This window comes from Aldersonia sp. NBC_00410 (assembly GCF_026342035.1).
Lineage (GTDB): Bacteria > Actinomycetota > Actinomycetes > Mycobacteriales > Mycobacteriaceae > Aldersonia.
Genome location: NZ_JAPENM010000002.1, coordinates 106,969 through 127,337, shown reverse-complemented (window position 1 = coordinate 127,337; position 20,369 = coordinate 106,969). Strand labels below are relative to the sequence as shown.

Below are 20,369 nucleotides of genomic sequence, written 5' to 3'. Positions count from 1 at the left end.
GTCCGTGACATTCCTGCCCAGGCCAGAGTCACCGGGCACGGCAACGGGTCCAGCGGCTCGGCCTGCTCGTCGGGGGAATAGTGATCCATGAACGGGCAGTCGATGGCATCGTCCATCACCTCCAACATCCGCGCGGTGCTAAGGCGGTCACCGTGACACGCGCCGTCACGGAAACCGAGGCGGCGGACCACTGCGAACCTGAGACTGAGTGGCGCTATCGGACGGGCGGCGCGGGTGAGCGCGCGGAGCCTGCGTATCTTTCCCAGGACTTGTTTATGAGAATCGCTGTCCCACCAGAAGCCCGCCGGGGAGAAGGCGCAGACGCTCGCGGCGCGCCCACGCGGTGCCAACTCGATGGCCACCTATCCGCCCAGAGAGATCCCGGCGAGATGCGGTCGCGCCAGACCATGCTCGTCCAGATAGTGTTCGGCCGCGTCCACCACGTCGCTCACCCCCGCCGGACGGCGCTGGATGGCAGGCCCGCCGCGATGCCCGAGCAGAGTCGGCGCGTCAACATCGTGACGCTCGGACACCAGCGGAACAACGTCGTGCCAGATGCGGCCAGAGGCGGTTGCCGAATGCAGCAGGACCAGGGGCGACTTCTCTGAACTCACGGCAAAAGTGTGACACCAGCCGTGCGTAGTCCTTACGCGCTCGCGATGGTGGTGATGATCTTGGCCGCCTCGGCGGGCATGCCTGCGGCGGGCACACCATCGGGCCGCCGGGATTACCGGTCTGAATCGCCCACTCGTTGCCCGCTGTCGCGCCCACCCCGGAGGTCGGGGCCCAGCTGCAGCCCTGACGATTCTGTCGACCGCGCGGTCCGGGCTATCCGCCGGTGCCGGGCGGGACTCCGATCGCAGGCAACACCAGGGTGCATTCGACCGGTTGCGGGTGTGCCGGGTCGAGGGCGTTGAGGACCAGTCGGGCACTTGCGGGGTCGGAGTTGATCGACAGGTGGTCTGCGTAGTCCTGCGGGCAGAAGTCCTGAATGGTGTAGTTCGTCGAGCCGGGTTCGTTGATGATCCCGGTTGTATAGGGAACGACGATCTCGTCGTAGCGGGTGACGATCTGGGTGTAGGCGACGCCGGGCACCGTGATCCCGCCCTCGTTGAGCTTTCGGGTGAACGCGGACGTGGCGAGGAATTCGAATACCGAAGGCCCGCCCGCAGAGCCGGTGTCGATCCCGGTGGAAGCAAGCTCTTGTCCGCCGAGTCCGTGCACGGCGGGAGCGAGTCCGATCATTCTCGAAACCTTTGCCGCACCGCCACCGAACTTGAGGTACCAGTAGGGCATTGTGGCGCCCTCGGAGTGTCCGACGAGTGCGACCTTCGGCGCTCCGGTCGCGTGTCGTACCCGGTCGACGAACGCATCCAGCGTGGCCGCGCTGCTTTCCATCGACGTAAGACCGCCGATCAACGAATCGGGGTTGCCGTCGGGAGAGCCGTAAGTCAAGGCGAAAACACAGTACCCATTGTTTTTCAGCAGCGGTCCATAGGTCTGCCAATTGTCGTTGCGATTAGCGAGCAAGCCGTGGAGCAGGATGACCGGTTCGGGGTGCTCCGCCGACGGCTTGCAAGACCAGTCGTTGGTTCCCGGTGGGCTGGTGCCCGGGCCCAACAGGGTCTGCACTGCACCGCGGACGGCGTCGATGAGGAACTGGTTGGGCACCGGAAGGGGTGCCGCGGGTGTGGGGTCGGCGTGAGCGGTCGCCGCAACACTCGGAAGCGCGACGGCAAACGCGGCGGTAGCGAGCACGCCCAACCGGAGCGCACGAGCCCTGAGCGAACTCTTCGCCTTGCTTTTCGGGATCCCCATGTCTGAGAGGATCGCATGGTTAGGGTGCGAGACAATAGCCGTTTGGCTAGTTTTCCTGTGCTGGCCGCGTGATTGAATTTTGCCGCAATCGGATCACCCCGCGCCGAGCCCTTTCGCCGGGGCAACGATCTCGCAGAGACTTCCGGTACCCCCGGATCATGCGAATCGATCGTCGAACGACCCGAAGGACAGGATCAGGAGGCCGCAGCATGAAGGTCGACCGACCGCCGGAATTCCACTCGGTCACGCCGCGCATGGTCGTGAGCGACGCCGCAGCAGCGGTCGAGTTCCTGCGCGCGGTCTTCGATGCTGTCGGCCAGGTGCAAGCCGGGCGTCCGACGGAAGTGCGCATCGGTGACTCTCTTGTCATGGTGACCCCGGCAGGCGAGCGCGAACTGTTCCCCGCTTTTCTCTACGTCTACGTCGACGATGCGGACCTGGTCTATAACCGAGCCCTCACCGCCGGAGCAATGAGCATGGAAGCGCCGCTCAACACCCCCTACGGCGACAGACGGGCCATGGTCCGCGACCCGTTCGGCAACGTCTTCCAGATCGCGCACCGCACAGACGAACGCTCCTGAGTCAGCCGCATACCGATCCACAGATCTTGACTATTCCTGACGACCGCTGCTTCCACCGCTACCGGCTGGTCGCTGGCGGTCATGAACGAGTGATCGCCACCCTGTCTGCTTCCTTCCGAGGCGTGGTGACAGCGCATGGCCGACCCGCGAAACACCTATGAGCAGACCCCGCGGTCGACGCTCGATGCTAGATACGCGGATACGGTTCAGCCGAAACCCCTTCCTGCGGTGTCTAATCCGCGTATATCAGTCTGACCGCGCGGTGCCAACGACACGCTCACCACAGACTCGCCGAGGAAGCAGCCAGGCGCCGTCGGGGTCGCTCCCCGGCGGCGCCTCACCATGCCACTCGACAGACTTGACCTACATATCAGGTGGTCAGGCCTGCGGGAACGCGCTGCCGAAGAGGGGTCACTCGACGGACTGCTGACCGATGCCCTGGCCGTGCTGGAGTCGACGCTCTTCGACGAGTCGCAGGCGTGGGGCCGGCGCGACCTCGGAAATCATCTGGTGGGGCACGTCGAGGCGTTGTGGTCGGTCGCGGCGGGTGCGGCGGATACCGCCATCATCGTCCGAGCGATGAAGATGTGTTCGTGGGCCGTGCGCCAACTGCTTGCCGCTGCGGACCTGACCCGAGCGATCAAACTCGGACGTTGCGCCCCGACCGACTCGGAGCAAGTGTTGGGTCCCGACCACCCGGACACGCTGGCCTCCCTTCAGGATCTCGTTGGCCTCCTTAAGGTTTCGATTCTCGCGTTCGAGTTCCCTGATCCGCTGTAGTTCCGCGGTCGTGGCGCCGGGGATCTGCTCGGCGTCGATCATGGCTTGTCGCGTCCACACGCGCAGCGACTCCACCCCGATGCCGAGCTTGGGGGCCGATGGCTTTGCACGCCGCGTACGGGGACGGGTACTCGTCGAGGTGATCGAGCACCATCCTCACCGCACGCTCACGCTGATCGGCCGGGTAAGGGTTGGGCATGAACTGCATCCTCCTCAAAGGAAGGAAGCGGTATCAAACCCGGCACGGTTCAACCTGAAGGGATCACCAGCGCCGCGACGCATCCGCCGCCCCCGGCCTACGACGGGCGCGGTGATGGCCGAGGGGCGTCAGTGGAGGGCGGGGTCGCGTGATGGCCGCCGCGCCTGCCGGCGGTGGTGAAAGGCCGGACGTGCCGCGGGGCGGGTGGGTCAGGACTCGAGTGTGTGGGTGGCGAGGGTGCGGGCGATGCCGGTGAAGAGCCGAGCGAGGTGGTTGACCAGGGCGGCTCGCTCGATTGCGAGTTGGCCGTCGGCGAACGCCCACAGGGTGTCGGACCAGCCGCCGATGAGCAGGAAGCACGCCGTATCCAGCATGTGCTGGTCCGGGGTGCCGAATTCGGCTGCGGCACGTTCAAGATAGGGGCGCGCAATGGCGACGGAACTCAGTAGCAGCGCGTTGCGGCGACGGGCGATGGTGGGCTCGGCGGGGCTGTGCAGGATCTGCAGCAGGCGTGGGTCGTCCACGAACGCTGAGACGAGGATGTCGATCGCCTGGTCCACGGTCGCGTGGGGCTGGTTCGCCACCAGTTCTGCGACGTTGTGTCCCAGGTCCTGCTCGAGTCGGTCGACCAGGGCGTCGAACAGTGTCTCGATATCGGTGAAGTTCTCGTAGAAGTAGCGGTTGTTCAGGCCGGCTTCCTGGCACACCCGGCGGACCGTGACCGCCGCGAATCCCTCGCTGTCGAGCAGGTGAAGAGCAGCGTCGAGCAGCCGTTCGCGGCGTGCGTTCTTCCGGTCCGCGAACGGCACACCGGCGTAGCGCTGCCGCGCGGCGTCCTCGGCGCTGCTCATGCGGATCGACTTCGCGGCGACCATTGCGTTCCCACCCGCCCGACGATACTTTGGCAACAGTTGTTACCAAAGAGGGAGGGGTCGATTTTGAGCATCGAGATTCCTGCGACGGCCGGCGGGGAGTCCATGCTGCCCGGAACACCACTGCGCGAGTTCGAGGCGTTGCACACCGAGCACGACTACATCCTGGACACCGAATTCGGCGAACTACCGGCCGAACTGCGCGGCACGCTGTACCGAAACGGCATGGGACGCTGGGAATCCGGTGGTTCGCCGATGGGTCACATCTTCGACGGCGACGGAATGCTGGCCATGTTCACCATCGACGGGGGCGAGGTCCGTTTCCGCAACCGCTACGTGCGCACCAATCACTACCAGCGTGGCAATCGCTCACGAGGTCCGGCGGGACGCGGCACCGGGACGATGCGCGGCAACGGGGGAATACTGGCGAACGCCCTGCGCTGGCCACTGTCGAATCAGGCCAACACCAACGTCGTCTGGCACGCGGGCAAGCTGCTCGCCTTGTGGGAGGGCGGCCGCCCGCACGCAATCGACCCGGAAACGTTGGCCACCGACGGTATTCACGACTTCAACGGTGAACTCAAGGGATTCGGCTCGTTCTCCGCGCACCCCAAGATCGACCCGCGCACCGGCGAACTGTTCAACTTCGGCACAACGTTTTTCCCCGCCCCCGGCATCGTCGCCTACCGCGTCGATCCGACCGGCAAACTGCACAAACTTGCGAGCTGGCGCACACCGACACCCCGGTTCAACCACGACGTCGGGCTCACCAGCAAGTACCTCGCTTTCGCGATCTCGCCGATGGCCATCTCACCGATCGGCATGCTCCCGGTCTTCGCCGGCGCGCGACCACTCAGCAGCGCGATCGGCTTCCGCCCGGATCTGGGCACCGAGATCGTGCTGGTCCCACGCGACGGCGGGCGCAGGATCCACGCGTTCACCGAAGCGCAGCTGCACTTCCACATCGGCAATTGCTATGACGACGGCGACGACACGGTACTCGAATTGGTCCGCTACAACACCGATTTCGACACATTGTGGAACTACTTTCACACCGGCTACCGATACCTGTCGGACAGACCGATCCTCGGTGGCCCGCTCACCCGGTTGCGGGTGACGAAGTCCGGGCGCGTGCTGCGCGAAGACCTCACCGACGGCTTTTCGGAATTGCCACAGATCGACCCCCGCGCCACCGGGCGCCGCAACCGCTACTCCTACACCGTCGACGTGGTCCACGCCGGGCAAAGCGACCTCAACAGCGCGAGCGGCTCGCTCTCGCACGCCGGGATCACGACTCTCGATCACGATCGAGGCGTCGAATCGACCTACGAGGTACCGAATTACGGATCGGTGAGTGAAGCGGCCTTCGCGCCGCGCTCGGAATCGGCTCCCGAAGGCGACGGCTGGCTACTCAGTGTCGAGTACGACCGCGACGAGCACCGCTCGCGGTTGATCGTCCTCGACGCGCAAGCGCCCGAACGGGGGCCCGTCTATGCGGGCAAGCTGCGCCATCATCTGCCGTTCGGATTACACGGAACGTTCGTCCCGCGCCACGCGGACTGAGTTCGGGAAACCGGGGAGCTCGGGTGAAACCGGGGATGATCGGGTAAACCGGTACGTTGCAGATTGTGGGTATTTAGCTTCGTTCGTACATTCGGGGTCGATCAGTTTGTCGTTAGCGTCTGGTTCCGGCGATTGTGAGGAATGGCGTACCTGCGACTCGCTGAACGGCGGTGTCGACAAGGTCTTGGCCGGCGATGACGCGGCGGGCGTCGTCGAGGTCGAGGCCTTGTCCGGCGACGTAGGTGCGGAACATCCAGAGATAGGGCAGGCGTAGGGGCGTTGGGAGACGTGCGCTGCGGGCGAACCGGCGCGCGTCGTCGAGGTGGCAGCTGCGGTCGGTCTCCGTGATGAGCAGTCGGCCGCGGTCTTTGAGGACTCTGACCATCTCGTGGACACCCTTCTCGCGGTCGGGCCAGTGCTTGATGGAGGCGATGCTGACGACCGCATCGAAGGTGTTCTCGGCGAACGGGATGTCCAGTGCCGAGGCGGTTTGGAAATGAAGTCTCTGGCGATCCTTCAGGGGAAGGGCGGTGCTGCGCTTGTTCGCCCGTGCGATCTGTTCGGCTGATAGGTCGATGCCGGTCACGCTTATCCCGGGATGCAGGCTGATCAGTCGGTGGGCGAATTGCCCTCCACCGCAACCGACTTCGAGCACCGAACCGCCGTCAGCGACGGCCGTGCAAATGTCTGCGACGACATCGGACACCGCGTCGAGCACTGCATCGGCCGCGACCGTGTCATAGAACCACGACACGGCGGGGCTGTATATCGCCGTTATGTCCGTCACCGACACAGCCCACTCCTCGAAAACGCTCACGCTCATCCACATGGTCTGTGAGCACACGCTAACCGGTCTATGCCGGCGACCTGTTGGCGACGCCACCCGAAATGGGGTGGGCCACGCGGCAGGGTGTTCCGAATCCCCGACATTGGTACTACGGTCGGTAGTAGTGCGTTGAGACAGGGGAGCCAATGGCGCAAGTGCAGTTGAGTGCGGGTCCGGTCGAGTACACCGACACCGGGGGTGAGGGTCCGGTGCTCGTGTTCGTGCACGGTCTGTTGATGAACGGCACAGCGTGGCGGAACATCCTCGATGATCTGGGTCGTGATTTCCGGTGCGTGTGCCCGACCTTGCCCCTGGGCGGGCACCGCTTGCCGATGAACCCCGACGCCGATCTTTCCCTCACCGGTATCGCGAAGCTGCTCGCAGAGTTCATCGAGCGCCTCGACCTGGCGGCGGTGACCATCGTCCAAAACGATTGGGGCGGTGCCCAGGTGCTCGTCGCCACCTCCGACACCACGCGTCTGGCCGGGCTGGTGTTGACGTCGTGCGAAGCGTTCGACGTGTATCCGCCGGTGCCGGCCCGTGTCATCGTGCTGGCCGGCCGGATTCCGGGCGGGCTTCGGCTGGCGATGGCTGTGCTCAACACCCGGTTGGGGCGGCGCGGGCCGGGCGCGTGGGGGTGGATGAGCAAGCGCCCGATCCCCGACGCGATTGTCGATGACTGGTTCCGGCCCGCCACCGAGCAACCACAGATTCGCCGGGACCTGCGTAAATATGTTCTCGGTGTTCCACCCAGTGCCGAGTTGCTCGCCATCGCGCAACGCAGCACCGGCTTCACCAAGCCCGTCACGGTGGCGTGGGCGACCGAGGACCGCATGTTCCCGGTCGCGCTCGGTCGTCGACTCGCCGCCACTTTTCCGCACTCACGATTCGTCGAGATCACCGACAGTTACACGCTGATCGCCGAGGACCAGCCGCAGCAGCTGATCACCGCGATCCGCGGGCACTTCGGGCCGGCGCAGTAGATCGCTCTGGGGCTGGGAGGCACCGGTAATGGAACAAGTTCGATCGGCAAGACCACGCGCGGGGATCGTCGGCGGGGGAATCGGCGGGCTGACGGCCGCGATCGCGCTCGGCAAGGCAGGGTGGGCCGTCACGGTGTACGAGCGTGCGCCCGAGTTCACCGAAGTGGGCGCCGCGGTCGTGTTGTTCCCCAACGCGCTCGCGGCGCTCGACGAAATCGGTGTCGGCGACCAGGTGAGGGCGGTCTCGCTTCGCTACAGTTCGGGCGCGATCAGGAATCTGCGCGGGCGGACTTTGGTGTCGCGCAGAAGTGGCGATCTGGCGGGCGGCCGCGATCTGGCAATTGTGCACCGCGCCGAGCTGATCGATGTGTTGGCTCGCGCGATTCCCTGCGAGTGTCTGCGCACCGGAACCAGGGTCACCGGGGTGGGTGTCGGCGGCGAAATCGTCACCGACGCCGGCGTCGATTGTTATGACCTCGTCGTCGCCGCGGACGGTGTGCACAGTGTTGTCCGCCAGCAGATCTGGCCCGGGGAGGGGACCGTGGAACGGACCGGGGTGTCTGCGTGGCGCTGGATCGTGGATGCACCGCCGCTAGGTTTCGTCGGACAGGTGTGGGGGATTGCAGGGGAGTTCGGCATTCTCCCGTCGGCGGGCGATCGCACCTATGCCTTCGCGGGTGCACGACGCGGGATCGGTAGCCTCGAGTATTTCGCCGATTGGCCCGAACCGGTGGCGCAACTGGTCGCGAACGCCGATCCCGCCCGGATCATCGAAGACGAGCTACTCGAGATTCGGACCCCGAAGTCGTTGACACGAGGCAAGGTTGCGTTGATCGGCGATGCCGCGCATGCCATGCGCCCACACCTGGGGCTGGGTGCGGCCCTCGCGATCGAGGATGGGGTCACACTCGCTGCCTACGCCGACGATCTGAGGGGCTACAGCAAGGCGCGACGTCGTCGAGTACACGCCGTGCAATGGATTTCGCGACGCATGTCGACCGTTGTCATGCCGGCGAATCGTCCGCTCGCTGTGGCGCGTGACGTCGCCGTGCGAATGAGTCCCGACGCCCTCGCCTTGTCGATATACGGAGTGATCAAGCGCTGGCGCCCGCAACCGATCGCCTGCCCGCCACACGAGGCTGCGAGCAGATTCAGCCCCTGACGTTCGTCGGCGTGCGTGATTGGGGACTCCTGATCGCTGGTGGGATGTGATGCGCTGGCGACCGGGGGTGGCGAGTTGGCAGCTCAGGTCGAAGGCAGTGCTCCACCAGTGGTGTGGTGGCACAGCCCCCTTTGTCGATTCCGCGTCGCTCGAGTTGTCGACAACGCTGTTGGGCCGGCAACGCCGTCTGGTAATCATCGACGGACCGGGTCACGGCCGCAGCGGGGCGTTGCCCTCGCCGTTTACCGGCACGGGTGTGCCCACACAGCCGTGCCGGTCTTCGAGCACATAGTCATTGACGGCGCCCCCGACTTGGTGGGCTGCGCGTATGCCTGAATTCACTGCGACGGTTGGTCGGCGTGCACCCAGGATCGCCGGGCGACGAAACCACTGTGTTTTTGTCGGTGCTAAGCCTGGGTTGGTGCCGCCGTGCAGATCAACAGATGGGGTGCACCGTTGCTGTCATTGATCCGACGGTGTTGCACCGTGAAGCCGGCACTGTGCAGCGTGTCGATCACCTCGGGTATGGGACGAAGGCGGAAGCCGTGGCTGGTGAACGGTAACTTCGCCATCGCTTCGGGGTCGGCCACGCCGACGACGAGGCGTCCCGAGGGTGCGATCACGCGGGCCAGTTCGGTGAACGCTTCCCCCAGCCCGGGGACGAAGTAGATCGTGTTTACGGTCAGGGCGCCGGTCAAGGCCCCATCGGCGAACGGCAGCCGGGTCAACGACCCGTTGTGCAACGTCAGCCGGCCCACCGCGATGTCGCGGCGATAGCGCCTTGCGGCCTGCGTGAGCATCGTGTCCGACACCTCGACACCATGGACCCGCCCCGTGGAACCGACGCTGTCGAGCAACAACCTCAGGCCTACGCCGCCGCCGAATCCGACATCGGCCAGCACGGCATCGTTGTCGGCATGTAATTCCTGCACGGCCGCGTTCACGAAGGCGCGGTTGCCCCGATTGAGCGCGAGCCCAACGACCCGGCCACCCACACCGCGTGGATGGCCGAGCTGCTTGGCGATACCCGCCATCAAAGCGCCCCGGGCGGCCATCTCGTGACCATACCGGCGCGAGACGTTCGACACCTGCACAAACTCGGCGACGCCGGAGTCGGTAAGCGCCGCAATCTGAGCCAACTCGGTGCCGCGGTGTGAACGGCTGCAGCGGGCCTCCGATTCCGACCGGGCCATCGATTCCTACCGGGCCGTCGGGGGATGACGGTGACACGCCGCAACATGTGCTGCTAGTCTCGCCGGACTTTGCGATGTGGCGGCGATCACTCCGCCCACATGTGGGTGGAAGGTGGCGACGATGCCGGCTGGCGGGATGCGGCGTGGCGGTTTGGTTGTGGCGGCGGCGCTTTCGCTGGCCATGGGGCTGTGCAGTCCTGCATCGGCGTCCGCCGGGACGGTCTGGATCGGTGATGTCGGCACTGTGTCGGCGGCCCGGGCGGAGTGCGGTCCGGGTTCGCTGCCCGAGACCGGACTGCAGGGTGACGTCCCGGCCGAGGACCGCAACAACGGCCGCAGCATGCAGGGATACCGCTGCAATATGACCCGGGTCGGTCAGTATCAGGGCAAGGGCGCCGGCACCGTGTCGGCGGACTACGACCACTGCTCCTATACCGGCACGTTGTTCCCCGCCTCGCTGAACGAGCCGCAGGGCGTGCAGGTTATCGACGTGGCGGACCCGAAAAACCCCGTGCCGACGACCACGTTGGGTGAGCCCGCGATGGTCGGCGGCACGTGGGAGAGTCTCAAGGTCAACAAGGAACGCAAACTGCTCGCGGCGACGGCTGTGCCAATGATCGAGGGCGCCGGGTACTTCTCGGTTTACGACATTTCCGACTGCGCGCACCCGAAACTGCTCAATACCCGCGCCGGGACCGACCTGACGATGCCGCTCCCGTTTCTCTCGCATGAGGGCGGCTTCTCTCCGGATGGCAGGACGTACTGGGCCTCCGGGGTCGCGCCGGGTGTGATGAGTGCGATCGATGTCTCCGATCCCTCCAACCCGCGCATCATCTGGCAGAGCGTGCAGGGCCTGTCCGAGCACGGTTTCGGGATCACGCCGGACGGCAACACGATGTACCTGTCGGTGATGAGTGGGATCACCATCCTCGACATCAGCGCGATCCAGCGCCGCGACCCGTATCCGGTCGTGCCGCAGTTGGGCACGTACCTGTGGCAGGACGGGCAGTTCAACCAGCACAGCATTCCGGTCACCTACAGCGGTAAACCGTTCATCTTCAGCCCGGATGAGGCGGGATCGGGTGGGGTGAAGGTGTTCGACGTGTCCAACCCGTCGGATGCCAAGCTGGTCAACCGGATCAAGCTCGAGATCAACCTGCCCGACAACATCGACTCCAACGTGCGAAGTTCGATGGGCGGCGGCGCATTCGCGTACGACTCGCACTACTGCAGCGCGAACCGGCCGGTAGATCCGACGGCACTGGCGTGCGGGTGGTTCGGCTCCGGTGTTCGGGTGTTCGACGTACGGGACCCGCGAAACGTCCGCGAGATCGCGTACTACAACCCGCCCGCGCAGAAAAACAAAACCGCCGAGCTGACGAACTCCCCGCATGCGCTTGCATCGTCGTCCTTGGCCGTTCCTCTCGTCGACTCCGCTTCGATCGCGCGCGCGATCGCGGAGGGCAAGATGGATCCGGCGGTCGCGCTCGGTCCGCGCGCCGGGAACCTGGTCGGTGACATGTCCTCGGACTGGTGCTCGTCGCCGCCGTTCTTCCATGGCAACCAGATCTGGGTGACGTGCTCCGACAACGGCTTTATGACCTTGCAGCTGGACAACAACGTCTATGCGGCACCGGCGAACCAGGACACCGTTGTCGGCTCCTGACGCGCGGCGGCGGTCGATTCTCGAGACACCGCGCCGACGCCGCTGGACCCGCACCTTCTGCCGCTGGGCCGGGGGAGTCGCGGTGCTACTGGTCGGCGTACTGATCGGATCCTGGTGGCAGCAGGGGTCCGACGGCGTCGAGGTGACAATGTCGAAGGCCGACATCGCCTTCGCTCAGGACATGTCCGCGCACCACGCCCAGGCAGTGTTGTTGGCGCAGACGCTGCCGCGGGGCGTGGTCCGCGTAATAGCGGATCAGATCATCACTGCACAGAACGCCGAGATCGCGACACTGCAGGGCTGGTTGACACTTGCAGACCAACCGATGACGCCGCCGCCGCCGATGAGTGCGTCCATCACGGGCCATCACGGGCCATCACGGGCACGACGGGGACGGGCACGGCGATGGTGCCGCCCCGATGCCGGGTATGGCGAGCACCACCGAGATCGCCCGGCTCGCGCAGGCACGTGGAGTCGACGCCGAGGCACTGTTTCTGCAGCTGATGATCCGTCATCACACCGGTGGCACCGTCATGGCCCAGGATGCGTTCCGTGCCGGGTTGTCGGCCCCGGTGCAGCGGACCACGCTCGCGATGATCCGCGACCAGGGCAACGAGGTGGGTGTCATGTCGGCGCTCCTGGCGGCCCGGCATTCGCAGCAGCTGCCCTACCCGTGAGCGCACCGAGCCCAGACGCACCAGGGCGCCGCCACCGATATCGGTGACGGCGCGGTGGCCGCTTGCATGGTCTGAGTTCGCGGCAGCTATTTGGCTCCGTACCGACCGCTCCCGATGGTGGCATTGCGCATGGTTTGGGCAGTCGTCACCAGCGAACTGTGTCGTCCTCACCGGCGACGACGTGCTCAGGACTGTGGGCGAGCGGATTCTTCAGCGGGCGCCTTACTTCGAGCTCACGACGCCAGGACGCCAGGACGCCAGGACGCGTGGACGCCAGGACGCGTGGGTGGGGTGCCTGGGTCGGACCCGAACTAGCGGAATCGATAGCGCCGGGTTACAACCCGCCAACACTATTCCGAGCGAGTGCTCCCGTAGCGAATGTCGGGTGCGGACGCCGTAGACGGGTGGAGACGCCGGCATCGGGCGTGTCGCCTCCGTTGCCACCCCGCGCAGCGGGCAGTCGTGGAATTGCTTGCCGCGGGCGGTGGGAGGGAAAAGTGCAGTGTCCCAAGAATGTCGCCGACGCCGCCGAAACGTGGCGGGGGAGATGAGACGGGCGGGAACGTGATGGGCCTGCTGAGTTGAGCAGTCCGTTGCGCCGCGGGAAACCGCGGAATTTGGCGAGATTGTCTGCATACACTGGGAACGTGGGGGTCGGCGGTTCGAGTTTGCTTGGCTCGTCCGGGCCGGGTTCATCGGCCTAGGGCGAGTTCAACCTTGGTGCGCGTCCCCCGTCGCAAAGAGGATATCGGTGGTCGTGCGCATCGGTGTTGTCCGGTGGTGACGGCGATGCGGTGCGGCACCGGCCAAGGGGAACTACTCGAGTGTCTCGATCATCACGAGGTGGGCCCGGTTCGGACGTGGCACGCGGTGTCACGGCACTCGGTGTCACCCGATCAGGGTGTTGGTCGAGTGTCCATGTGGCCAGTATCTGTCCAACGGGTCGGTCCAGTTGGTCCAGTTGGTCCAGTCGGGGGAGGTGCGTCTGGTCTGACCTGCTAATTCCGAAATCACCTGGGGTTGTGTCCATTTCACACGCGGAAGGTCGCTGGTTCGATCCCAGCCGGGACCACACAGTAAAGCCGCAGGTCAAAGGGCGTTTTGAAATTCGATTCTCCGATCAAGGAAATGTAATTCCCGCAGTCCATAGGGCCAAACGTGGGAAACGGCCGTTTCCGAATCAAGGCACTGGGTGCCACTGCTTATTGCGAGTAACAAGAATGGCACAGGGTGCCGCAGAAGTCTTGGTGGCTGGTCAACCCCGGAGAGTGCAGGGCCGTCGTCGGCGAGTTTTCACCTGGCGAGTTCTACTGTGGGACTGGAACTGTCGGGGGAGTGAAAATTCCTCGGAGCGTGTGGGCGACGGAGGAGGACACGCGGAAGGGCCCGGAGCGTGGGTTGACGAGACGGGCCCCCGGCATGGTGGGATTGGGCGACTCGGACGAACTTTCTCAGCCACACGTCGCGACGCCGGAGGCGGCGCAATGCTTTTCGCGGGTGTCGCGTCAGCGGCTGCCGTGTTTCTTGATGCGGACAGATCTGGGTGATTGAGCGGGAGCGGCGTTTGTCCGGTAGGGCTCTGTGTCGCGGCAGCCCTGTTCTTCGATGACCGATCGGATCGCGGTAGCGCTCGTGTGGAGATCCTTCGGCCTGGGCCTTGTCATCTCGTGAACAGATGCGGTGGTGGCTGTCGCCTGGTTCCACGAGGACCCGCACGTAGTTCGCTGACGAGTTCGATATCCGGCCGCGGAGATTATATTTGGAAGGGTTTGAAATTGACCGGAGCTCCGCTCTATGCGCTCATCCAGAGCAGGAATCGCACCCGGTCGAGTCGAGCGAATAGTTGCCGTGCCTCGTCGTTGTCGGGGCAGGGGTGGCCGCCGGCGTGGAGTTCGGCGATATGCAGCTCGTGCGGGTCGAGGTCTTGTCGTTGTGTTCACCGGGTACGGCCGGGGTCATATTTCTATCGGACGCTGGAAACACGCTCTGTGGTGCCGGTTTCGGCGGTGTTCAGGGCGGTGTGATGGCAACGGCGGGCATCCATTGGTCGGGTTCGAGTGATCCTCGGCCACAGTGCACACCGACAACGTCCGGACGAGAGTTGGCGCGGATCCGATCAAGCTGGGGCCGTGCGGCGCTCCGACGCGGTCCGAGCGGACCGGACCGGGGCTCGAATTAGTTGTGGCGGTGGTCAAACCGGATTCAACTGGCCTCGTGTGTCTTCTGGGTTGCGATCCACGAGGCGATCTGTGCGCGTGATGCGAAGTCCAGCTTGGCGAGTATGCGTTCGACGTGACCGTCGATCGTGCGTGTGGAGAGCACGAGCATTTCGGCGATCGCTCGATTGCTCATGCCATCAGCGACGAGATTGGCGATTTGAGTTTCTCGTTTGGTGAGCGGGGACTTCACGGATGCTCGGATACGGCGGGGTGAACTGTGGCCTAGTGCCAAACCTACGGCGTCGTCGATTGTCATCGATGCGTTCTGCCGCGCGAGCTGCGAGACCGTCCGGTCACCGAGATGTTGCATCACCGACGCCGCCGAAGTGGTGGAGTCGGCATAGAGGTGAGGACCGAAGGCCTGAACATCGGTACCGAGTCCCGTCCAGACCGCGGTGGCGGCACCAGCGAGTTCGGCAGCAGTCTTGAAATCTGCTGTCGACGAGGCGATCCAGGACAACAGTTCAACGGTCAGTGCGGTACAGATGCTGTCCTTGAATTCGCGCTGCATCGTGAGAGCTTGAAGTGCCGCCTTCTTGGCGAGTGCCATTTCACCGAGGCGCCAGTGGCACAACCCAGTGATCCACAGGGCGTATGTGCGGTTCCACTGTTCACCGTTGTCCTTGCTCATCTTGATCGCGCGACGACAAGTTTGCAGCGCTGCGTCGAGTTCGGGGTGATATGTCTGTGCCATTGCGAGTTGGAAGAGACCCGTGAGAACTGATGCGGTGTCGCCGAAGCGTGTGTGCACGTCGATGCATCGGCGGAACAGTTTGATTGCTTCCCCGGTGTCGCCGGAGAACAGTAGATGTATCGCCGACCATTGCATGGCATGTGCGGACAGTTTGCTGTCTTCGAGTGCGGCAGCAACGGACTCACATTCGGAGAGGTAGTAGGCGGCGGCGTGGCGGTCTCCCTGCATGAGTGCGATCCATGCTGCAACCCATAGCGCATTGCCTCGTTGTGCGGCGGGTTCTACTGTACCGGAAAGTATTTGGTCCAGCCATCGGCGGCCGTCACTGAGGAAGCCGCCCGCGACCCAGTGGTACCTGAGCAACGAGGCCAGTTCCGCGGCAGATCCGATTTCCGGTGGGGAGCTCGCAGACCATTCGAGTGCGGAGAGCAGGCTGGCGTGGTCCGCTTTCATGACAGCCAGTGCCGCGGCCTGGCCCGGGCCGCACCAGCGGTCGACCATGATGGCGGCTTTGCGGAGAAAGTGGTCTCGATGACGGCCCTTGAGCTGCTGGTATTCCCCGGATGCGCCGAGGAGCTCGGAGCCGTACTCCCGGACGGTCATCAGCTGCCGGTAGCGAACACTCTCACCGGTGCGCTCGGTGAGGATGATCGACTTCGCTACCAGTCGGTCGAGCAGATCGATGATGAGTTCCGGGTCCAGCGCGCCGAACCCGCATATTTCCTCCACGGCGTCGAGGTCGAAGGTTCCGGGGAAGATCGAGAGCCTCGCCCACAGGAGTTGTTCACTCTGCGTGCAGAGGTCGAAGCTCCAGTCGATCAGGGCGCGCAGGGTCTGCTGTCGCGGCATCGCCATCCGGTTGCCACCGGCAAGCAGGCTGAAGCGTTTGTCCAGTCGGTGGACGATCTGCGTCACCGAGAGCGACCTCAGTCGTGTGGCTGCCAGTTCGATCGCGAGGGGGATTCCGTCGAGCCGGTCGCAGAGCTGAACTACCGCCTCGACGTTTTCGTCGGTGACGGTGAAGTCGGGCAGGACGTTGCGGGCGCGATCGACCAGCAGGCTCACTGCTTCGTAGTGCGCTATCGCTTTCGCGGTGTGTGATTCCTGGGCGGGCGGGCTGGACAGCGGCGGGATCACACAGAGGTGCTCGCCGCCGATTCCCAGCGGCTCTCGACTTGTCGCGAGAACTCGCAGGCCAGGAGATTCGTTCAATAACACTTCCACCAACGCCGCGCACACATCGAGTAGGTGCTCGCAGTTGTCCAGCACGATCAGCAGTTGCCTCTCGCGTAGGTAGCTGATCAGCTTCTGTTCTGGGGGGCGGTTGGACTGGTCCGGCACATGTAACGCCGAGACGATCGCCTGTGCAAGACGTGACTCGTCCTCGAGGCTGGCGAGCTCGGCGATCCAGACGCCGTCGCGCAGGCCCCGGCGTGATCGATCCGCTACCTCGAGGGCGATACGGGTCTTGCCGACACCCCCGGGTCCGGTCAGTGTCACCAGGCGTGACTCGGACATCAGGTTCTTCACTTCGGACAACTCTCGACGTCGTCCGACGAAGCTGGTCAGGGAGGCCCGCCCACCACCGGCCGAGTGCGTCGAGGTCGCTTCTGGCATGGCAATCAGCTCGTTTCTTGCACTGAACGGCCGGGGGTTTGCCGGAGTCTCTCGGCTACCGCCACCTCGACCGAGGTGACCCGCTGATGTTAGCGCTGCCCGTACTCGACTGGCGGCAGGGAGTCGGTCGCCGAGTGCAGTCGCATATCCAAACCAGGCGACCCACGACGCGGTCTCGCGTGAGGTCGGCCCGCCCGCTCCAGCTTGTCCGACGTCGATGAGCTCGGTTTTGTACAGTCCCACAGCTGATTCCATGAGGCAGTGCCGAACGCATACCCGACGGTCCGATCGGGCCGGCGATCCCCCGAGTGACGCAATGCCTCGGTGAACACAATCGACGTGTACCGACTTCCAGCGCGTGTGGTGAACCAAACCATTCGCAGTGAACGGAATTCGGAATCGTGCACGCCCGGTTTCGTCGTCGGATCCCGCCGCGCCTCGACGGCGATCCGTGTTGCCGGCTCCCTCAACTCCTGTGGACACTTCCGCTGTGTTGCCATGCTCTCATCCTTCACGGGTGATGAGAGTCTCTCAGCGGATCCAGTGCTGTTCACACCGGTGCGCTGCAATGTCCGGATTCGATGGACCAGAAACACAGGTAGTCGGTGGGGTGATCTCCCCCGCGCGGTACCGGGGTGGACGACGCAATGCTTGATGACACCCCCACCGCCCTAGGTGCGACACATTCGCCGCCCAGATCTTCGGTGGCCCAACGGAAGGACCGTCATGACTGCCGGGCAGACCTCTACCTCGACCGCCGATTACGACGCCATCGTCATCGGTGCCGGCTTCGCTGGGCTGTACGCACTGCACAAGCTGCGCGATCAGATGGGACTGCGCGTCCGGGTCTTCGAGGCCGGCGACGACCTGGGCGGCACCTGGTATTGGAACAGGTACCCGGGCGCACGCTGCGACATCGAGAGCATCCACTACTCCTATTCGTTCTCCGCCGAACTCGAACAAGAGTGGGAGTGGTCCGAGAAGTACGCTTCGCAGCCCGAGATCTTGGCGTACCTGAACCACGTCGCCGACCGGTTCAACCTGCGCGATGACATCGAGTTCGCGACGCGGATCACCTCGGCGGTCTGGAACGATGACCGCGGACTCTGGCAGGTCGGCAGTGGGGACGGCTCCGTTTCCACCGGGCGCTACCTGATTTCGGGCGCCGGCAACCTGTCGGTCCCGAAGAATCCGGAGTTCGACGGCATCGACACCTTCGTGGGCGAGGTCTACTTGACCGGAAAGTGGCCGCATGAGGGCGTGGACTTCACCGGGAAGCGGGTCGCCGTCATCGGCACCGGGTCGAGCGGAATCCAGGCGATCACCGAGATAGGTAAGCAGGCCGGTCACCTCACGGTCTTCCAGCGCACCCCCAATTACGCCACCCCGCTCGGGAACGCCCCGTCGGACCCCGTCCGGGTCGGTCAGGTCAAGGCCAACTACCCGGCGGTGCGTGATGTGGCGAGAAGTTCGTTCATCGGCGTCCCGTACGACCAGGCACACCCCTCTGCACTCGGGGTCTCGCCCGAGACCCGGCGCCGCATCTTCGACGAATGCTGGGACGAGGGCGGGTTCCGGTTCTTCATCGACACCTTTCAGGATGTCTTGTTCGACAAGGCCGCCAACGACACCGTCTCCAACTACGTGCGCGAACGGATCCGTGAGCGGGTCAGCGACCCTGTCGTGGCAGAGAAACTGTCGCCGACGAACCACCCGTATGGCACGAAGCGGCCCCCGTTCGAAACCAACTATTACGAGACGTACAACCGGGACAACGTGAGGCTGATCGATGTGGCCAGTTCGCCGATCACCGCGGTGACCGAGAACGGTGTCCGCACCGCCGAGGGCGACTACGACTTCGACGTCATCGTTCTCGCCACGGGATTCGATGCCATGACCGGGCCGCTGTTGGACATGGGCATCGTCGGGCGAGATGGTCGCAAGCTGTCCGACAAGTGGGTGGACGGGCCGCACACCTACCTCGGGCTGACCATTCACGGGTTCCCGAATCTGTTCCTCATCACGGGACCGCAGAGCCCCTCGGTGCTCTACAACATGCCGCTGGCCATCGAGGACCACGTCGACTTCGTCGCCGACGCCATCGACCACCTTCGCCGGAACGGTCTCGACACCATGGAACCGACACTCGACGCCGAGACCAAGTGGGTCGACCACGCGAACGAGCTCGCCCAAGCCACCCTGCTCCCCGGAACCGACTCCTGGTGGATGGGCGCGAACATCCCCGGCAAGCCGCGTGTATGCCTGGTCTACCTCGGCGGCGCTCCCGCCTACCGGGAGATCTGCGCCGATGTCGTCGACAAGGGTTACGAGGGATTCACCCTGTCGTGCGAGGGAGTCGCACGACAACTGACCCCCACGCAGGCCTGACAGGTCCCGCTCGACCCCCCGCCAGAACCGAAGCGACAGACACCCCGGCCCGCTCGGGTGGAGCAATCAGCTTTTGCTTCCTCCGAGTGCCCCGGCCCAGCCAGTCACCCCATCCTTCGAGGAGGATCCGATGCCAGTCGACGCCGCAGTACAGGACTTGATCAACGGGTTGAACGCGCAACGCGTGCGCTCGTTCGAGCAGATGAGTGTCAGCGAAGCCCGCGACCTCGTGGCCACCTTCACCGATCTACAGGCCCCGGCCCGCGAGGTAGCAAAAGTCGTCGACACGACCTACCCCGGCCCCGACGGTGACCAGCACATCAGGTTGTACATCCCCGATGCCCCCGGCCCGTTGCCGATCGTCGTCTACTTCCACGGCGGCGGCTTCATCGCCGGTGGGCTCGGTGTGGTGGACGAGCCGTGCCGCGCGTTGGCCAACGACGCCGCAGCCATCGTCGCCGCCGCGAGCTACCGGCTTGCACCTGAACACAAATTTCCGGCCGCAACCGATGACACCTTCGCCGCGCTGCAATGGGTCGCCAACAATGCGACCGACTTCGGTGGGGACGCGAACCGTATAGCAGTTCAGGGTGATAGTGCCGGCGGCAACCTCGCCGCAGTCGCCGCCCAGCGCGCCAGGGACGAGGGCGGACCGCACCTAGTCGCCCAAGTGCTGACGTACCCGGTCATCGATTCGACGGCGAAGTTGCCGTCCAGGTATGAGTGCGAGGAGGGCTACGTCATTACCGCCGCCGGCCTCGATTGGTTCTGGCAGCAGTACCTTTCCTCTCCGCAGGATGCCGACAATCCTCACGCGACACCCTCGAAGGCTCCTTCGCTGGCAGGGTTACCACCCGCCCTCGTCCTCACCACCGAATACGAGGTGTCCCGCGACGAGGCCGAGGCGTACGGCAAGCAGCTCGTGAACGCCGGCGTACAGACCGACATCATCCGATTCGACGGGCTAGTGCACGGCGTCTACTGGATGTCCGGGGCAGTTCCGCGCAGCTCCGAAATGCACACAACCATCACCGACTTCCTCATCGCACGGTTCACCGACCGATCGCGGCAGCAGGAAATGACACAGTAGAGAACCGATGTCATGACATGATCCGGAACGGCCGGGGAACC

The 20,369-nt window shown here is 64.7% G+C and carries 15 protein-coding genes, 1 tRNA gene and 1 pseudogene; 11 read left to right on the top strand and 6 right to left on the bottom strand.

Annotated elements, in window-relative coordinates; translation table 11 throughout:
* Positions 1 to 362 precede the first annotated feature (362 nt).
* The gene (locus OG921_RS04280) at positions 363 to 614 is read right to left on the bottom strand and encodes an alpha/beta fold hydrolase (RefSeq protein WP_266111149.1); all 252 of its coding nucleotides are present in this window, start codon (positions 612 to 614) and stop codon (positions 363 to 365) included.
* A gap of 214 nt (positions 615 to 828) precedes the next feature.
* On the bottom strand, positions 829 to 1,818 hold the full coding sequence (locus OG921_RS04275) for a triacylglycerol lipase (protein WP_266111148.1): 990 nt from the start codon (positions 1,816 to 1,818) through the stop codon (positions 829 to 831).
* A 209-nt stretch (positions 1,819 to 2,027) separates the two neighbouring features.
* On the opposite strand from OG921_RS04275, the gene OG921_RS04270 reads away from it, so the two are divergent.
* Both OG921_RS04270 and OG921_RS04265 read left to right on the top strand, forming a co-directional pair.
* Positions 2,028 to 2,399, top strand: a complete 372-nt coding sequence (locus tag OG921_RS04270) for a VOC family protein (protein ID WP_266111147.1) — start codon at positions 2,028 to 2,030, stop codon at positions 2,397 to 2,399.
* Between the two features lie 342 nt (positions 2,400 to 2,741).
* A complete protein-coding gene (locus OG921_RS04265) occupies positions 2,742 to 3,179 on the top strand; it encodes a hypothetical protein (protein WP_266111146.1) in 438 nt (145 codons plus the stop codon).
* A gap of 408 nt (positions 3,180 to 3,587) precedes the next feature.
* Here the strand turns inward: OG921_RS04265 and OG921_RS04260 are convergent, their stop codons facing one another.
* On the bottom strand, positions 3,588 to 4,229 hold the full coding sequence (locus tag OG921_RS04260) for a TetR/AcrR family transcriptional regulator (RefSeq protein WP_266111145.1): 642 nt from the start codon (positions 4,227 to 4,229) through the stop codon (positions 3,588 to 3,590).
* Positions 4,230 to 4,316: 87 nt separating this feature from the next.
* On the opposite strand from OG921_RS04260, the gene OG921_RS04255 reads away from it, so the two are divergent.
* The gene (locus tag OG921_RS04255) at positions 4,317 to 5,813 is read left to right on the top strand and encodes a carotenoid oxygenase family protein (protein WP_266111144.1); all 1,497 of its coding nucleotides are present in this window, start codon (positions 4,317 to 4,319) and stop codon (positions 5,811 to 5,813) included.
* A 112-nt stretch (positions 5,814 to 5,925) separates the two neighbouring features.
* Here the strand turns inward: OG921_RS04255 and OG921_RS04250 are convergent, their stop codons facing one another.
* On the bottom strand, positions 5,926 to 6,600 hold the full coding sequence (locus tag OG921_RS04250) for a class I SAM-dependent methyltransferase (protein WP_266111143.1): 675 nt from the start codon (positions 6,598 to 6,600) through the stop codon (positions 5,926 to 5,928).
* 185 nt (positions 6,601 to 6,785) lie between these two features.
* Between OG921_RS04250 and OG921_RS04245 the strand changes: the two genes are divergently transcribed.
* Both OG921_RS04245 and OG921_RS04240 read left to right on the top strand, forming a co-directional pair.
* On the top strand, positions 6,786 to 7,622 hold the full coding sequence (locus OG921_RS04245) for an alpha/beta fold hydrolase (protein WP_266111142.1): 837 nt from the start codon (positions 6,786 to 6,788) through the stop codon (positions 7,620 to 7,622).
* Between the two features lie 28 nt (positions 7,623 to 7,650).
* Positions 7,651 to 8,784: an FAD-dependent monooxygenase gene (locus tag OG921_RS04240; protein ID WP_266111141.1), complete on the top strand. Its 1,134-nt coding sequence runs from the start codon at positions 7,651 to 7,653 to the stop codon at positions 8,782 to 8,784.
* Positions 8,785 to 9,191: 407 nt separating this feature from the next.
* Here the strand turns inward: OG921_RS04240 and OG921_RS04235 are convergent, their stop codons facing one another.
* Positions 9,192 to 9,839 (bottom strand): class I SAM-dependent methyltransferase, encoded by a 648-nt coding sequence (locus OG921_RS04235; protein ID WP_266111608.1) that lies wholly within the window; start codon positions 9,837 to 9,839, stop codon positions 9,192 to 9,194.
* 319 nt (positions 9,840 to 10,158) lie between these two features.
* On the opposite strand from OG921_RS04235, the gene OG921_RS04230 reads away from it, so the two are divergent.
* From OG921_RS04230 to OG921_RS04215, 4 genes and pseudogenes are all read left to right on the top strand, one after another.
* Positions 10,159 to 11,643 carry an LVIVD repeat-containing protein gene (locus tag OG921_RS04230; protein WP_266111607.1) on the top strand — a complete coding sequence of 495 codons (1,485 nt, stop codon included), beginning with the start codon at positions 10,159 to 10,161 and terminating at the stop codon, positions 11,641 to 11,643.
* Positions 11,603 to 11,944: pseudogene (locus OG921_RS26590) on the top strand (DUF305 domain-containing protein); the annotation flags it as partial. The gene OG921_RS04230 and the pseudogene OG921_RS26590, both read left to right, overlap by 41 nt.
* Before the next feature lie 127 nt (positions 11,945 to 12,071).
* Positions 12,072 to 12,320 carry a DUF305 domain-containing protein gene (locus OG921_RS04220; protein WP_266111140.1) on the top strand — a complete coding sequence of 83 codons (249 nt, stop codon included), beginning with the start codon at positions 12,072 to 12,074 and terminating at the stop codon, positions 12,318 to 12,320.
* A gap of 954 nt (positions 12,321 to 13,274) precedes the next feature.
* A tRNA-OTHER gene (locus OG921_RS04215) sits at positions 13,275 to 13,392 on the top strand.
* A 1,130-nt stretch (positions 13,393 to 14,522) separates the two neighbouring features.
* Here the strand turns inward: OG921_RS04215 and OG921_RS04210 are convergent.
* Positions 14,523 to 16,850 (bottom strand): LuxR C-terminal-related transcriptional regulator, encoded by a 2,328-nt coding sequence (locus OG921_RS04210; protein WP_266111122.1) that lies wholly within the window; start codon positions 16,848 to 16,850, stop codon positions 14,523 to 14,525.
* A gap of 726 nt (positions 16,851 to 17,576) precedes the next feature.
* Here OG921_RS04210 and OG921_RS04205 point away from each other — a divergent pair.
* A complete protein-coding gene (locus OG921_RS04205) occupies positions 17,577 to 19,238 on the top strand; it encodes an NAD(P)/FAD-dependent oxidoreductase (protein ID WP_266111121.1) in 1,662 nt (553 codons plus the stop codon).
* 130 nt (positions 19,239 to 19,368) lie between these two features.
* Positions 19,369 to 20,328, top strand: a complete 960-nt coding sequence (locus tag OG921_RS04200; RefSeq protein WP_266111120.1) for an alpha/beta hydrolase — start codon at positions 19,369 to 19,371, stop codon at positions 20,326 to 20,328.
* Positions 20,329 to 20,369: the final 41 nt, after the last annotated feature.

What these genes read in the sequence shown, in the direction of transcription:
- OG921_RS04275 (WP_266111148.1), bottom strand. Translation starts at nt 1,818, where the DNA reads ATGGGGATCCCGAAAAGCAAGGCGAAGAGTTCGCTCAGGGCTCGTGCG.
- OG921_RS04200 (WP_266111120.1), top strand. Translation starts at nt 19,369, where the DNA reads ATGCCAGTCGACGCCGCAGTACAGGACTTGATCAACGGGTTGAACGCG.
- OG921_RS04205 (WP_266111121.1), top strand. Translation starts at nt 17,577, where the DNA reads ATGACTGCCGGGCAGACCTCTACCTCGACCGCCGATTACGACGCCATC.
- OG921_RS04270 (WP_266111147.1), top strand. Translation starts at nt 2,028, where the DNA reads ATGAAGGTCGACCGACCGCCGGAATTCCACTCGGTCACGCCGCGCATG.
- OG921_RS04230 (WP_266111607.1), top strand. Translation starts at nt 10,159, where the DNA reads ATGGGGCTGTGCAGTCCTGCATCGGCGTCCGCCGGGACGGTCTGGATC.
- OG921_RS04245 (WP_266111142.1), top strand. Translation starts at nt 6,786, where the DNA reads ATGGCGCAAGTGCAGTTGAGTGCGGGTCCGGTCGAGTACACCGACACC.
- OG921_RS04235 (WP_266111608.1), bottom strand. Translation starts at nt 9,839, where the DNA reads ATGGCCGCCCGGGGCGCTTTGATGGCGGGTATCGCCAAGCAGCTCGGC.
- OG921_RS04220 (WP_266111140.1), top strand. Translation starts at nt 12,072, where the DNA reads ATGGCGAGCACCACCGAGATCGCCCGGCTCGCGCAGGCACGTGGAGTC.
- OG921_RS04210 (WP_266111122.1), bottom strand. Translation starts at nt 16,850, where the DNA reads ATGCCAGAAGCGACCTCGACGCACTCGGCCGGTGGTGGGCGGGCCTCC.
- OG921_RS04265 (WP_266111146.1), top strand. Translation starts at nt 2,742, where the DNA reads ATGCCACTCGACAGACTTGACCTACATATCAGGTGGTCAGGCCTGCGG.
- OG921_RS04240 (WP_266111141.1), top strand. Translation starts at nt 7,651, where the DNA reads ATGGAACAAGTTCGATCGGCAAGACCACGCGCGGGGATCGTCGGCGGG.
- OG921_RS04260 (WP_266111145.1), bottom strand. Translation starts at nt 4,229, where the DNA reads ATGAGCAGCGCCGAGGACGCCGCGCGGCAGCGCTACGCCGGTGTGCCG.